The 14,683-nt window shown below is 46.3% G+C and carries 9 protein-coding genes; 2 read left to right on the forward strand and 7 right to left on the reverse strand.

Features of this window, described 5'->3' with window-relative positions:
* Nucleotides 1-128 precede the first annotated feature (128 nt).
* Entirely contained in the window at nt 129-1,013 is an 885-nt protein-coding gene (locus ACO0K2_RS05375; protein ID WP_423016536.1) for a helix-turn-helix domain-containing protein, read from the forward strand.
* Nucleotides 1,014-1,072: 59 nt separating this feature from the next.
* Here ACO0K2_RS05375 and ACO0K2_RS05380 read toward each other — a convergent pair whose 3' ends face one another.
* Nucleotides 1,073-1,690, reverse strand: a complete 618-nt coding sequence (locus ACO0K2_RS05380; RefSeq protein ID WP_423016538.1) for a glutathione S-transferase — start codon at nt 1,688-1,690, stop codon at nt 1,073-1,075.
* 196 nt (nt 1,691-1,886) lie between these two features.
* Nucleotides 1,887-2,390: a hypothetical protein gene (locus tag ACO0K2_RS05385; RefSeq protein WP_423016540.1), complete on the reverse strand. Its 504-nt coding sequence runs from the start codon at nt 2,388-2,390 to the stop codon at nt 1,887-1,889.
* A 223-nt stretch (nt 2,391-2,613) separates the two neighbouring features.
* Here ACO0K2_RS05385 and ACO0K2_RS05390 point away from each other — a divergent pair, with 223 nt between their 5' ends.
* Nucleotides 2,614-4,587, forward strand: a complete 1,974-nt coding sequence (locus ACO0K2_RS05390; RefSeq protein WP_423016542.1) for a methyl-accepting chemotaxis protein — start codon at nt 2,614-2,616, stop codon at nt 4,585-4,587.
* Nucleotides 4,588-4,896: 309 nt separating this feature from the next.
* Here the strand turns inward: ACO0K2_RS05390 and ACO0K2_RS05395 are convergent, their stop codons facing one another.
* The 5 genes from ACO0K2_RS05395 to dnaA all read right to left on the reverse strand — a co-directional run bounded on the left by ACO0K2_RS05395 (nt 4,897) and on the right by dnaA (nt 14,552).
* The gene (locus ACO0K2_RS05395; RefSeq protein WP_423016544.1) at nt 4,897-6,837 is read right to left on the reverse strand and encodes a UvrD-helicase domain-containing protein; all 1,941 of its coding nucleotides are present in this window, start codon (nt 6,835-6,837) and stop codon (nt 4,897-4,899) included.
* Complete coding sequence (locus ACO0K2_RS05400) at nt 6,819-8,957, reverse strand: ATP-dependent nuclease (protein ID WP_423016546.1); 2,139 nt, start codon at nt 8,955-8,957, stop codon at nt 6,819-6,821. The genes ACO0K2_RS05395 and ACO0K2_RS05400 overlap by 19 nt, the downstream gene beginning before the upstream one ends.
* 264 nt (nt 8,958-9,221) lie before the next feature.
* Nucleotides 9,222-11,726, reverse strand: a complete 2,505-nt coding sequence (gene gyrB, locus ACO0K2_RS05405) for a DNA topoisomerase (ATP-hydrolyzing) subunit B (protein WP_423016548.1) — start codon at nt 11,724-11,726, stop codon at nt 9,222-9,224.
* 189 nt (nt 11,727-11,915) lie between these two features.
* Nucleotides 11,916-13,022, reverse strand: a complete 1,107-nt coding sequence (dnaN, locus tag ACO0K2_RS05410) for a DNA polymerase III subunit beta (protein WP_423016550.1) — start codon at nt 13,020-13,022, stop codon at nt 11,916-11,918.
* Between the two features lie 147 nt (nt 13,023-13,169).
* Complete coding sequence (dnaA, locus tag ACO0K2_RS05415; protein WP_423016552.1) at nt 13,170-14,552, reverse strand: chromosomal replication initiator protein DnaA; 1,383 nt, start codon at nt 14,550-14,552, stop codon at nt 13,170-13,172.
* Between the last annotated feature and the right edge of the window lie 131 nt (nt 14,553-14,683).

The following is a 14,683-nucleotide window of genomic DNA, read 5'->3' on the forward strand; positions in this document are numbered from 1 at the left end:
GTCGTAATGGTTTTTTTTTTGATAATCCGTTCGTGTATTCTCTTCCTTACGGTCTTGCTAAAGTACGATAAACTGCGCTTGTTTTTATCAAAAAACGCTCATTGTCAGACAACGGAAGAGGTGCCAGCATGAAAGTGTGGGAAGAAGTCAGTCGGCTTCTGGGCGTGAAACCGATCGTGAGTGCGGCCATCGGGCCTGTCACTGGCGAAGGCTTGTCTTTGCATGCAGAGCGTTATCTGTTTCGGATGACACAACGGGAGATCCCTGCGTTGCCTGCGATGGTATTGCTGTCGCATTTAGGCGGTGGCCGCGCCCATGAGGCGCATCAGGCGGATACCGTGTTTGATTCTATTCCCAGCTTTTCCGCCGCGATGCGCGCAAATTGTCCGACGCATTGGCAATTTGGCGGCGCGATCGATGTGGCGATTTTTTATTTCTCTGAACCACTGCATGGGGATGCGTTGCGATTGCACCATCTGATCAGTGGTAGCAGCACGCTTTATTCCTTCAACGATCCGCTGGTCAATGCACTGGCTCGTCAGATCGTCGATGAACTAGCAAAAGCGCGAGGTGGTGACGCCGATTACGTCCACCGCCTGAGCGCGTTGATGGTGGAACAATCGTGCCGGACTATCGAAGGAATGACAGGCAAAGGAATGCGCCCCGATCCTTTACAAATCGGCCGCCTTGAGCAAGTTCTTGGTTGGATTCAACAAAATCTGTCGTCTTCATTACCCGTCGTTGATCTCGCCCGACGAGCAGGTGTGAGCACCGCGCATTGTCGGCGTTTATTTCTTGATGCCATGGGCATGGCGCCGCATCAGTATATTCTGCAACAACGTTTGCAGCGGGCGAGTGAGTTACTGACCAGAACGGATCTGAGTATCGAGCGTATCGCGCAGGAATGTGGTTTCAGTAGTCAGAGTCATTTAACCGCTGCATTCAAAACAGCATACGGTGTGACACCTGCGAAGATGAAGCAGAAAGCGAAGTTATCGCAGTTTGTGGCGTAGGGTAGTGATGATCTTTCCCCCAAAGCCCCAGAAGGGTGGGGGAAAGGCAGGGTGCCTATTTAGGCGAATTTCGCGTAATACGCTTGTACAGTAGGCAACGAAGAAATGCGCTGTAAATGGGCATTCAGTGCTGGCGCAACTTTTTCAACGAGGTCTGTTGGTACATGATCCAGGCGACCAGAATTCAAGCCGCGGATGTCCACAAACACTTTCAAATCCGCCACAGTTAAGCGGTTGTCGGCGAAATATTCGCCGCCGTGGGCCAGTAACTGCTTTTCTAACCATTGTAAGTAGACCGGCATTGGACCGTTCACCAAGGCAAGACGAGCGGCTTTTTGCTCTTCGCCCGTCATCCGGAACGTCGGACCGAGTCGCACAATCGATTCTTCCACCACATACATCACTTCGTCGCACAACAAGGCTTGGAACGCGTCGTTTGGATACAGACCCGCCAGTTTGCCTGCGTAACGCAGCATGGCATCGCACTGTGTCACGGTCACGCCATCCACTTCTAATGTAGGTACCTGACCAAACGGTGTCGTTTTACGCACTTCTGGAAACTCAGCAAAGCTAAAACGGTGATCTTCAAATGCGATGCCGCCGATGGCCAATGCGAGTCTGACGGGTTCGCCGCGACCGCCGTGCACATCGAAATAGGTAAGTTTGAGTTGAGACATGCGTTGCTCCTGAATGCTGAGTAATTGAAATAGTTGATTTGATCGTCATTCGCGTCTTGATATCGCTAGTCATGAGGGCAGACACAACGTGTTTTGTTGTGCTGCAAAATGATCCACTGATACAAGACGCGCAGACCATAGACGCGCAGATCATCGCCGCGCAGATCATAGCACGCACCAAAGCGGTGTGTTGTGGCTATCTCGCGCGACATTTCTCCACCGCCGCTGCCACGGTCACTTGCGCGGATTGACTGATTTGGTCCGTCACTGCGACTGCCGAGTCTGCACAAGTGACCGTCGCCCCTTTAAAGCCGCGCTGGGCTGGAATGCTGCCGGTACTTGCGCCTACTTCCGCGACACCAAAGATTTTTTTGCGGTTCTCTGCCTCATGCAGACTCTTCTCAAACTCATCGTGCGTTATTCCAGCGGCATTTGCCGTGCTATTGCTCAGAAGCGGTGGTTTTTCGTCGGTATTGTTGAGTTCTTTACTGATATCTTTGACAACCTGCTTTGACTCCGCGCTCAATGGCTGCGCGAGAACTTGCCCAGAGAGTCCCCCGGTTGATTGTGCCGCTGGGGGCGCGACGTTTGTCACAGGTGGTGCTATCTGTGCTTGTACATTGCCGTACAAGAATATTCCTCCGGACAGGCAAACACAGAGGGTGGCCAAACGACGGGCGGAATACGTGTGTAGTTTCATAACGACTTTCATTTTGCTCTTTCAAGCAATTTCAAAAAAATAATTATTTGCGGCCAGCAAACTTTTCAAATTTGTATTAAATTCTTGATATAGACCCTATATCACCTTATTGCCCTATACGGAATATTTGTTTTTAGAAACAAGTGTCGATATGTTCTTTGATACTATCACCGAAGTTCGCTTAATTTCTGCAATCCACTAAACACAATAAGAGACTGATGGCATGACAATAAAATTCAAAAAATATACCGAATGGACAGTAGGATCAAAATTAACGCTAATAGTTTCCGTTGTTTTCAGCTTGATCTTATTAACCTTCACATCAGTGGTGAACTATAACCTCAAGCAACAGGCAGACGCGCAGGCGGTGACCGATGTCACGGAGAGAACACAGTTTGTTGTCGATATGCTCAATATCTTTGATGCAGACTTGCGCAATCAAGCAAGTGACGCGCTCAAAGTGTTCAAAGGTAATTTTAAAGACGGTTTCGAACTTGACACTGCACGGACAGTCGACGTCGCGGGTGCCGCGACCCCAGTCCTCAAGTCAGGCGGCAAGGATCTGAACGGTGATCTGAGTTTTACAGACCGTTTGACCAGTGAAATTGGTGCCGTCGCCACCGTGTTCGTTAAAAGCGGCGATGACTTCATCCGTATCTCCACATCGCTCAAAAACGATAAAGGCGAACGCGCGATCGGCACACCACTGAACCACGCCAGCCCTGCCTACAAAACGCTCACCGATGGCAAAGGATATGTCGGTCTGACCGAATTGTTCAACAAACAGTACATGACCCAATACGATCCGATCGTTGATGCCAGCGGTAAAGTCATCGGTGCCTTGTTTGTTGGTAAAGACTTTACGGCCGCGATTAACGAAGTCAAAGACAAAATTCGCTCCATCAAACTCGGCAAATCGGGTTATTTTTATGCATTAGATGCCCGTGAAGGTAAAACCTACGGCAACCTGTTCTTGCATCCGACCAAAGAAGGTAAAAATATCCTCGATTCCAAAGATGGAAACGGCCACGAATTTATCAAAGAAATCCTCGAGAAAAAACAAGGCTTAATCCGCTATCCATGGATCAACACGGAGCTAGGCGAAACCGATGCCCGAGAAAAAATCGTCGCGTTCTATCCGATCAAAGGCTGGAACTGGGTTGTCGCAGGTGGCATGTATGCAGATGAATATGCAGCAGAATCCAATCGCACTAACCAGCGCTATCAGATCATTAGCCTGGTGATCGTGGTGCTGTTGGGTGTCTTCATGTTCAAGGTCATGCAGATCCGCTTAAGCACGCCGCTGGCGCAGGTGATTGATGCCGCCAATAAAATGGCTAACGGTGATCTCACCACCTCCGTACGCGTGACCCGTGTCGATGAAATCGGTCAGCTCATGCATGCCATCAACGGCATTGGCGAAGGCCTGCGTTCGCTGATTAACGAAGTCCAGCAAAGCGCCAACATGATCGCGTATTCGTCACAAGAACTGTCTGACGGCAACGTTGATCTCTCCGCTAGAACTGAATCACAAGCAAGCTCCTTAGAGCAAACGGCCGCCTCCATGGACGAAATGACGGGCACGGTTAAACAAAACTCCGAAGGCGCGAAACACGCCAATGATTTAGTCCTTGCCGCAGCAGAAGTTGCGTCGCGTGGCGGCAAAGTCGTCCATGACGTGATCGACACCATGTCCTCGATCAAAGACAGCTCCAGAAAAATCGTCGACATCATCAGCGTTATCGACGGCATCGCCTTCCAGACCAACATTCTGGCGCTGAACGCCGCCGTCGAAGCCGCCCGTGCCGGCGAACAAGGTCGCGGCTTTGCTGTGGTTGCGAGCGAAGTCCGAAACCTAGCACAACGCTCCGCCAGCGCCGCCAAAGAAATCGCCGCCCTGATTAAAGACTCCGTCTCCAAAGTCGAATCCGGCAACCTCTTGGCAGAACAAACCGGCAAAACCATGGAAGACGTCCTCCGCGCCGTCGACCAAATCACCCAAATCACCGCCGAGATTTCTCACGCCAGCCAAGAACAAAGCGACGGCATCGAACAAATCAACCAAGCCGTCGCCCAAATGGACGACATGACCCAACAAAACTCCGCCCTGGTCGAAGAAGCCTCCGCCGCAACAGAAACTATGCGCGAGCAGGTGGAGCATTTGGTGAGGTTGATTAGTGCGTTTAAGTTGAGATAAATTGCCGTAGAAAAAAATCATCGGCGCAAAAAAAGGAACCACATCTCTGTTTGGGCATGCCCATCAGGATGTGGTTCTTTTTTTTGTGCGGACTTTTTTACTTATCGAAGGCGCACAAAATCGCCGCGTTACAGTTTTTCGACTCCTAGTAACACACATAAATCGTCGAAGTGAGCTTGGGCACCGCCTCGTTCAGTAAATTTATTATTTTTGCCATAAGGCGATCAATAGTTCTGGTGTCATGCGCGCCAATAAAAATGATATAAAGTCTAAATTGAATTACAAGAAGGTCACCTTATTGATAAAAGATTAGGTCTCAATATCCGAATCTAAATTTATAACATTTTCTGACCCAAACCATTTGCGAGCTTTCGCTAAAACTTCTGTTGTGGGAGACTCATAGAACACAGCAAGATTTTCTTTCGCGCGAGTACAACATACATAAAATATTTTTTGAGTTCGTGTTATGACGTTTTTTTTATCAGTTCGGTCTGTAAAGAGATACTCAAAATTATACTTATTCCAATTTCCATTATTGAGTACAACGAAAACATTTGAGAATTCCGATCCCTTTGTTTTGTGCTGTGTTGAAAATGGTGTGGAGCCTTCGAGATATTTAAACAAATTCTGAAACTCTAAATACGGAAGCGCGACGACTTGTTCGTAAATATAGAGTCTTCTTTTATTAAAATTTAGTAGTCGATCATCGATCCTAACGATCCCACTCTTATTCGCCTCTTCGATTACTTGCCCGATCGTTTTACCATCTAAAGTTACAAAACCATCCATTTCTCTCTTAAGGTCAATTTTGTCTTGCAGCGAATTGATTTCTCGGTCAGTCACTCGCAAGAACTCATTAAATTGTCCATTCATATAGAGTTGTACGTTTTTTTGAATTCTAAACAGGTGTTTAATTAAATCGTCTCGATTTGAACCAGTTTTACTTATCTCGTCTTCGCTATTTTTTTTGTCATCAAGAAGGTGATCTTTATCGATAAAAAGTGAAGCAAGATCTCTGTAAGGCAAACTGCACGCGAGATTAAATATTGCTTTGTGTTTTCCGATATAGGTGAGCATTCCATCTGTTGGGTCGATGGCTTTAAGTTCTTTCGCTGACTTACCCTGTTTCAAAGAGCAAACAACTTCGCCAAAAGTTTTTTCTTCGACTGAAGTCTCAGGTTCCTTGTCCTTAATGTAGGCTTTTATTCGTTTTACATATTCTAAGACTTTGTCACCATCATAAATTCTCATTAGCTCGCCAAAGCCCGCTTTGGTAGCTATAAGGTTATGTGTCAAATTTAACTCTTTCGAATTTTTTGAATTTGAGAAATCCCATCCTAATAAGGACTTCGCTTTTGAAATGTCATTTTTCTTTGAGTATAGAAACTTTAAATTTCCTTCTTTAATTTCTCCACCTACATCCATATTTGGTGCAGAAATGTCGTTGGAGGGAATTTGAACTAGGCCGTCGTTCCTTAGCGCGTTCGCCAAGTCTATTACTTTCTTTGGATTTCGGCGATTTTGCTGCTTCTGAATTTCAGTAACTTTTCCAATACCTGTTCCTATATATGCATTCAGGCTTCCGACACCTTCATCATAAATGGACTGCATAGCATCGCCGAAAAAGCCCACAATATTCCGCTTTCCAGAACGATTTAAGCAAGAAAGTAAAATTTCAATTACATCTTTACTTGTGTCTTGGTACTCATCAACCATTATAAATGAGTAACAGTCTTGTATAATACGGCACAGTTTTTCATAGCGTTTAAACATTTCTCTTGCAACTGTAATCAGTTCATCGTGAGAAATTATTCCCTCCCTTAACCTGACATATTCTTTGTAGCGAATTTGATCTGGGATGAACTCTAATTTTTGTAGCTCTCCATCTGAATCTAAAACACTAAATTGAGATACTTCACTATCGTTAATGAGGTCGAGAAGCACACTTTTTAGTTCAGTTTGATAGTGTTTTATTGAGTCCCACAGAAAATCGTGAATTGTCGATACACGAAGATTTGGATGATTTACTCTTTGTTCAATTTCTCGGACGGCGGCGTTTGTATATGTGATACAAGCGATACGCGCTATTGGTCGCGACCCAATAAGATGCCTAATTATTTCTACAAGCGAATAAGTTTTCCCGCTGCCAGCACCCCCGCTAAGTAGGAAATTGTTTCCGAGGTCAATGGCTTCAACCACTTGTTTTGCCTCTTTGCTTAGCTCCCCAAGCATCATTGTTTGCATAGCCATTCAAGCCCCTCTTCGATATAGCTAGGAGTTTTCCAGTTAGAATAATCCGAAGTAGTGTCACTTTTGCTGTTAAGCAGGATCTCGATGGCCAAAGATGGCTTGCTGCCTACGGCTTTTTCTGCGAATTCGAACACATTACATTTATTTTCCACATATTTTTTAAACCATTTTTGTGTAAGGGATGGAAATTTAAGAGGACAGGTACCAAGTAAATTCTTGTTAATTGAGAAAAAAGCGTCTTCAAAGCTTCTAGCGTGATAGCCATCTTCTTCAGTTTGATAAACCATGAGTAAATTGCCATTTATATCTGGAATCCACTTGTCCCCCTCTTTTTTAAGACTCTTTTTTTCAAGAGTTAATTTCTTAAAATAGTCGAGATCTTTCGTATCGTTATCGTGATAAAAACATAAGGAAGAGTTAGATGTATGTTTGGCTCTCGTATCATTTGGGGAACACTTGATTTGGGCGGTGACTTCATTACCATTTGTGTACTTTTTAGTAGTCACTCCATCGTCTTCATATTCGACCTCCTCAAAATAGCTGTCGATATCTGTAATGATTAATGTTTTTAATTCGAAAAAATGGATGAACTTTTCAAACACTTTAGAGTGAGCGCCGACTTCAACTATTGAGATATTTTGAGAAAGTAAAGGCGAATATTCATTTGAAGGTTTTTCTTGATCGAATTTCTTCATCATTGCTGGAAGAAGAATTTTCTCGGTTTCGCCCTCAACTAATATCGCTTTGTCTGCGAAAAACAGCTCGGCTCGGTTCAGAGTCAAATATTGTTTCAGAAATTTGTAGTGCTGCTTGTATGTTGTGTCAACATCGGGATCTGTTGAAGAATATTGGTCTTGCAGGATTTTGAGACTTTTCGCCCTAACACCATTACCGGTTTGTACCTTCCAAAAGTATTTAATATCATCAAAATCACACTCGGCAACGATGTGTGAAGAGTGTGTGCTAATAATCGTTTGAAGGTTGACATTCAAACCGTCATCACGTGATCGGCTTTCCAAAAGCAACGATTTTATATTTTTTATGAATACATATTGCATTTGTGGATGCGTATGTGCTTCTGGCTCTTCAATAAACAGGAGATTAATCGCTGCTGGTTTTTCTTTTGAAGAACCTCGAAATGCGGCCATTAACATTTCAATCTCGAAAATCATACTTATTAGGTTCATATAGCCTAAACCGTTGAAATACTCTGGAAGTCGATGTGTGTCATGTGAGTATAGGACGGTTGTATTTCCTTCCAATAATTCCCTGTGCTGCAAAGTTGAAGCAATCTTGACTTGCGTATCACTTTCTTTTAACCCACCAAATTTTGATACTTTCTTCAACAACCCCTCGAACATGTTTTGATAAATGCCACTCAATTCTTGATCTGTCTCTCGTAGCTTTTTCTTGAAGGCAGCTACAGTTGCTTCTTGTTCGATGCTTCCAGCACTTTTCTTATAAATCGATGCAGTTTGTGTTGACAGTGTCTTATCGGTATCTTTATTGGTAACGCTCCTTTTTGCACTGATGTACTTAAAAGAGATCACATCTTGTAGTCCGATCTTTTCTTTAACTAGATCAGTGAATACGTTTGGATCTGAGAGTGAAACACTCTTTTTTCCTATCGACCCAAAGTAATCTTCCAGATTTTCACTGAGAAAAAGAGCTGGATCGTTTTCAAATTTATCTTTGCACAATTTAAAATCGTTACACATGGTACTTAACTGAGCGTAAGAAAGGACGTAATCGAACTCCAGTAAAATATGGTTGTCCTTGGGATCAAGGCTCATGATCAATTGATTTACACTTGAGAGATCATCTTTTTCATCATACTCAATGTCGATTTTTAGACTAATTCCAATGGGAATGTAGTCTTTTTCTTGAATGACTTCTTCTTTACTGACTAGTTTAATCAGCTTATTTTTTAATTCGATGTTGAAGTCATCATAAGTGAACTTGTTTTTCTCTGATGCGTTTAAGAACTTGTCCAAAGCGATAAGGAATGATGTTTTTCCAGAGTTATTTTTGCCAATTACTAGCGAAAGATCATGTTCGAGCTCGATTGTAAAGTCCTGAAGAAGTCGAAAATTCCTGATCTCAATACGAATTATTTTCATGCATGGCTCCACAAATGAGAAAGGACTGCCGGTAAAATTTTAGTTGCTTACTTTTCAAAATATATATTCTTTTTTTCATCTTAAATGCATTGAGCACAAAAAAACCAGCTTGATGCTGGTCTTCCTGTTTTTTGCATTATTGATGACACTAACTTGGCACAGTTTTCAATTATCGTGTCATTCGACATCTTTTCATTTTCTAAGGAACCCTACAAGATATAAATTTTTTGGGAAAAATTTATACTCCAACGGGAACCTACAACCTTAAACGTCAATATTCCCCGCCCTCAACGCATTCGACTCAATAAACGCACGGCGTGGTTCGACGTCGTCGCCCATCAGTGTCGTGAAAATCTGGTCGGCGGCGATGGCGTCTTCGATTTGGACCTTCAACAGGCGGCGGACGGTTGGGTCCATGGTGGTTTCCCAGAGTTGGTCTGGGTTCATTTCGCCCAGTCCTTTGTAGCGTTGCTTGCTGACGCCGCGTTCGGCTTCGTCGCGGAGCCACAGCATGGCGTGGTGGAAGTCTTGTACGGCGATTTCTTTCGCGCGTTCGCCTTCGCCACGGCGCATGAATGCGCCTTCGCCTAAGAGGCCTTTAAACGTTGCAGCGGCGCTTTCTAAGACTTTGTAGTCGGTGGCTTCGACAAAGTCTGCGTCGATGCTGGTGACCTTGATGTTGCCGTGGTACATGCGTTCGATGCGCAGGCTAAAGGCACCTGAGAGTTCATCCGTGCGGACCACTGCTTTGACGGCGGGGTCGTTGATCGCTTTGGTCATGTTGATCGCGGACTGTTCAGCGTTTTCTAAGGTGTCCATTTTGAGGGTAACACCGGTCATGATCGCTGTCAGTGCGGCGCGGTCGATGACGCGCGTTAAGCGCATCATGATGGCGTTAGCGAGGTTGTATTGACGTACCAGTTCCGCCAGTGCATCGCCCGTGATAGGGTCTGCGCCAGTGCTTGGAATCAGCGAAGCGCCGGTCAGTGCCACGGTCATCATGTAAGTGGCTTCTTCGGCGTCATCTTTGAGGTAACGTTCATCGCGACCGGCTTTGACTTTGTACAGTGGTGGCTGGGCGATGTAGATGTGACCGCGTTCGACCAATTGAGGCATTTGGCGATAGAAGAGGGTCAGCAGCAGGGTACGGATGTGGGCACCGTCGACGTCCGCATCAGTCATGATGATAATGCGGTGGTAGCGCAGTTTGTCGGCGTTGAATTCATCAGGGCCGATGCTGGTGCCGAGCGTGGCGATCAGTGTGGTGATCTGTTCGCTGGAGAGCATTTTTTCAAAGCGCGCTTTTTCGACGTTGAGTACTTTACCGCGCAGAGGCAAAATCGCTTGGAACTTACGATCACGACCTTGTTTCGCTGAACCGCCCGCAGAGTCACCCTCGACGATGTACAGTTCGCACAGGGCAGGATCTTTTTCTTGGCAATCAGCCAGTTTCGATGACAAGCCCAGACCGTCCATGACACCTTTACGGCGGGTCAGTTCACGTGCTTTACGTGCGGCTTCGCGGGCGCGGGAGGCTTCAACGATTTTGCCGCAAATGATCTTGGCGTCGTTCGGTTTTTCCATCAAGAAATCGGTCAGTGTTTTTGCGACGATTTCTTCAACAGGACCGCGAACTTCAGAAGACACGAGTTTGTCTTTGGTTTGGGAGCTGAATTTTGGTTCAGGCACTTTGACCGATAATACGCACGTTAAACCTTCGCGCATATCGTCGCCAGTGACTTCGACTTTCGCTTTTTTCGCGTATTCGTGTTCTTCGATGTATTTGTTGATGACGCGGGTCATCGCAGCGCGCAAGCCTGTTAAGTGGGTGCCGCCGTCGCGCTGTGGAATGTTGTTGGTAAAGCAGAGTACTTGTTCATTGTAGGCATCGTTCCATTGCATAGAAACGTCAACAGTGATGTTGGTGCCTTGATCCGAAACGCGTTCGCCCGTCGCTTGGAAAATCGTTGGATGCAACACGCTCTTGGCTTTGTTGATGTATTCCACAAAACCACGGGTGCCGCCTTCGAACGCAAATAATTCTTCTTTGCCAGTGCGGTGATCATTCAGTTTGATCCGCACACCGTTGTTCAAGAAGGACAATTCGCGGATACGTTTTGCCAAAATTTCGTAATGGAATTCAACGTGCGTGAAGATTTCTTCGTCAGCCCAGAAATGGACTTCGGTGCCGCGTTTGTCGGTTTCGCCGACGACTTTGATCGGTGAAGTGAGAACGCCGTCGACTGTTTCTAATTCGCGGTTTTGAACAACACCTTTCGCAAATTCCATGGTGTGGACTTTGCCGTCGCGACGAATTGTCAGTTTCAATAATTTAGATAGACCGTTCACGCAAGAAACACCCACGCCGTGCAAACCACCCGACACTTTGTATGAGTTTTGATCGAACTTACCACCTGCGTGCAGCTCGGTCATCACGATCTCGGCGGCACTACGTTTTGGTTCGTGTTTGTCGTCCCATTTGATACCCGTTGGAATACCGCGACCGTTATCGGTAATGGAAATGGAATTGTCAGTATGGATGGCGACGTTGATCTCTGTACAGTGACCAGCTAAGGATTCATCAATTGAGTTATCCAACACTTCAAAGACCAGATGATGCAAGCCGGTGCCGTCCGATGTATCGCCAATGTACATGCCGGGGCGCTTACGCACGGCTTCCAGGCCCTCCAGAATCTGGATAGAGGATGCGCCGTATTGATTAGAGCTGGCGGCGGAAACTGGTTGGTTCTCTTGGTTTTGATCGGACATGGCTACCTTCTTTGTGTTTACTGCGTGTTCATGGGTATTCAATCCCTTCCTCGCTCAGGTGTACTGGGCAGGGAAGGGTGGGGTGGCTGGGTTGACACTCAGCGAAAAAGACATTGATGATGAGATATGAACAACGATCAACGACCTTCACCCCGGCCCTCTCCCGCATGCAGGAGAGGGATGACATGCTTAAATTCTCATTGGCATGACAACGTATTTGAAGTCAGTGTTTTCTGGAACGGTGATCAATGCAGATGAATTGGAGTCGCCCAGCGAAACGCACACTTGATCGCACTTCAGGTTATTGAGTACGTCGAGCAGGTAGCTGACATTGAAACCGATGTCGACGTTATCGCCGCCGTAATCGATTTCGATTTCTTCCATGGCTTCTTCTTGATCCGCGTTGGTCGACAGAATTTGCATGCTGCCTGGTGTGATGACACAACGGACGCCTTTGAATTTGTCGGACGTCATGATCGCAGCACGTTGCAGCGAGCGCAGTAATTGTTCGCGGCTCAGTGTGAAGCTGTTTTTGTAGCCTTTTGGAATCACGCGGTTAAAGTCAGGGAACTTGCCTTCGACTAATTTCGACACCAATTCGATATCCGCAAAAGTCAATTTAACTTGATTGTTGGCGATGTCGATTTGAACCGGATCTTCTTTGTCTTCCAGCAAACGTTGCAATTCAATGATGGTTTTGCGTGGAATGATGACTTCGTGACGCGGGAACTCTTGTTCTACTTCTACTTGGCAAAACGCCAAACGGTGACCGTCTGTGGCGACGGCAATCACGTTTTTACCATCGACGACCAGCAATAAGCCGTTGAGGTAATAACGGATGTCTTGTTGTGCCATGGAGAAGTGCACCATGTTAAACAAGTGCTTTAAGGTCTTTTGTGGCAGATTCACGCTGGCATTGAAATGTTCCGCTTGCGCAACGGTTGGGAACTCTTCTGCTGCCAAGGTTTGCAAGGAGAAACGTGATTTGCCGGATTGCACGCTCATGCGTTTGTTGTCGAGCTTGAGCACGACGTCCTGATCATCAGGCAAGGCGCGCAAAATATCGAGCAATTTACGTGCAGCGACGGTGGTCGCGACAACCTCGCCACCTGATCCGATTTCTGCTTTGGTCGTGATTTGTACTTCGATGTCCGTCGACAAGAAGGACACTTGTTCACCGTCTTTGCGAATGAGGATATTGGCCAAAATCGGCAATGTGTGCCGACGCTCGACAATACCACTCACAATTTGCAAAGGCCGGAGCAGTGTGTCCCGGTGGGTTTTTACCAATTGCATTTGAAATCCTCGCTAATCGTGGTTGTTGTGATGGATGCTACAAAATACTGCATAACTATTTCATACTGATTGCTGTTGAACTGCCACCTACTGTCCGGCATGTGATGCATGTTTCATGCCCGGACTGACTATATTTTGCTCAAGCAATTACCCTTTCAGTGTCTGCTCCAGCACGTGTAATTCATGGTTGCATTCTGGATTTTTACTGCGATCAGCGGTGATCTTACGGACTGCATGTAAGACCGTGGTGTGATCGCGGCCACCAAACAATTCGCCAATTTCGGGCAAACTCTTTTGTGTCAATTCTTTGGCTAAATACATCGCGATCTGACGCGGTCTTGCAATGTTGGCAGGACGCTTTTTAGAGTACATGTCAGCCACTTTGATGTTGAAAAAGTCAGCCACTGTTTTTTGAATGTTTTCAACAGAAATCTGGCGGTTTTGTACCGACAACAAATCTTTGAGCGCCTCTTTAACGACATCAATCGTGATCTCTTTGCCATGGAAGCGGGAGTACGCCAAAATCTTACGCAACGCACCTTCGAGCTCACGCACATTGGAGCGCAGATGCTTGGCGACAAAAAACGCCACGTCATCCGAGAAGTGCACGCCTTCAGAATGGGCTTTTTTGAGCAAAATGGCGACACGCATTTCTAATTCTGGCGGTTCAATGGCCACTGTCAGACCCGAGTCGAAGCGGGAAATCAGACGGTCATCCATGCCAGTGATTTCTTTTGGATACGTATCACTGGTGATGATGATTTGTTTTTTCGCTGCAATCAGGGCTTCAAATGCGTAGAAGAATTCTTCTTGGGTGCGGCTCTTGCCGCCAAAGAATTGAATATCATCGATCAGCAAGAGATCGAGCGAATGGTAGTAACGCTTGAACTCATCAAAGCCTTTGCGTTGGTACGCGGTCACCACGTCACGCACGTATTGCTCAGCGTGGATGTAGCGGATTTTGGCATTCGGGTTGTCGACCAAAATTTGGTTACCAATCGCATGAATCAAGTGCGTTTTACCGAGACCAACACCGCCGTATAAAAACAGCGGATTGTAAGAAACGCCCGGGTTATTAGCGACCTGAATTGCCGCAGCGCGCGCCAATTGGTTGGCTTTACCAGTAACGAAACTATCAAACGTTAATTCAACGTTGATACGGCTTAAGTCGCGACGTGGAGAGGCCTCTGGCGCAGCCGCTTCTGGCTGAGATTCTGGCGCGTTGCCCGCAGGCTCACCGTCCACACCAGGACGCGAAGGCATGGGTGCCGCAGCAGGCTTCTTGCCACCACGTGGATCGAGCACAAAAACAACTTCCACGTCCTCATCCCAGTACTGGTTTGCCAGCTCAGTGATGCGATTGGCGAACTGGGCTTTCACCCAATCCAATTTAAATCGATTGGGCGCAGCAATACTCAGCTTGCCTTCTTCGAAGGAGAGCGGTACGAGCGATTTAATCCATGCACTATATTGTTGCGGTGGAAGCTCTTGCTCAAGTTGGGACGAACAGGCTTGCCAGAAATTTTCCATGTATGACTTTAAATTATTAAATGCAAATGCGCGGTGCCGAATGAATATGTCGGGGTCAACGCAAAACGGGTTCAACAAGCAGGAGCCAGGCAGACGACATCAAGCCAATCTGTGAGTGACACCCTACGTGA

The organism is Undibacterium sp. MH2W, assembly GCF_049340215.1.
GTDB lineage: Bacteria > Pseudomonadota > Gammaproteobacteria > Burkholderiales > Burkholderiaceae_D > Undibacterium.

Excerpts from the sequence above, each read along its gene's own strand:
- ACO0K2_RS05385 (WP_423016540.1), bottom strand. The coding sequence starts at position 2,390 with ATGAAACTACACACGTATTCCGCCCGTCGTTTGGCCACCCTCTGTGTT.
- ACO0K2_RS05375 (WP_423016536.1), top strand. The coding sequence starts at position 129 with ATGAAAGTGTGGGAAGAAGTCAGTCGGCTTCTGGGCGTGAAACCGATC.
- ACO0K2_RS05380 (WP_423016538.1), bottom strand. The coding sequence starts at position 1,690 with ATGTCTCAACTCAAACTTACCTATTTCGATGTGCACGGCGGTCGCGGC.
- ACO0K2_RS05395 (WP_423016544.1), bottom strand. The coding sequence starts at position 6,837 with ATGGCTATGCAAACAATGATGCTTGGGGAGCTAAGCAAAGAGGCAAAA.
- ACO0K2_RS05390 (WP_423016542.1), top strand. The coding sequence starts at position 2,614 with ATGACAATAAAATTCAAAAAATATACCGAATGGACAGTAGGATCAAAA.
- dnaA (WP_423016552.1), bottom strand. The coding sequence starts at position 14,552 with ATGGAAAATTTCTGGCAAGCCTGTTCGTCCCAACTTGAGCAAGAGCTT.
- ACO0K2_RS05400 (WP_423016546.1), bottom strand. The coding sequence starts at position 8,957 with ATGAAAATAATTCGTATTGAGATCAGGAATTTTCGACTTCTTCAGGAC.
- gyrB (WP_423016548.1), bottom strand. The coding sequence starts at position 11,726 with ATGTCCGATCAAAACCAAGAGAACCAACCAGTTTCCGCCGCCAGCTCT.
- dnaN (WP_423016550.1), bottom strand. The coding sequence starts at position 13,022 with ATGCAATTGGTAAAAACCCACCGGGACACACTGCTCCGGCCTTTGCAA.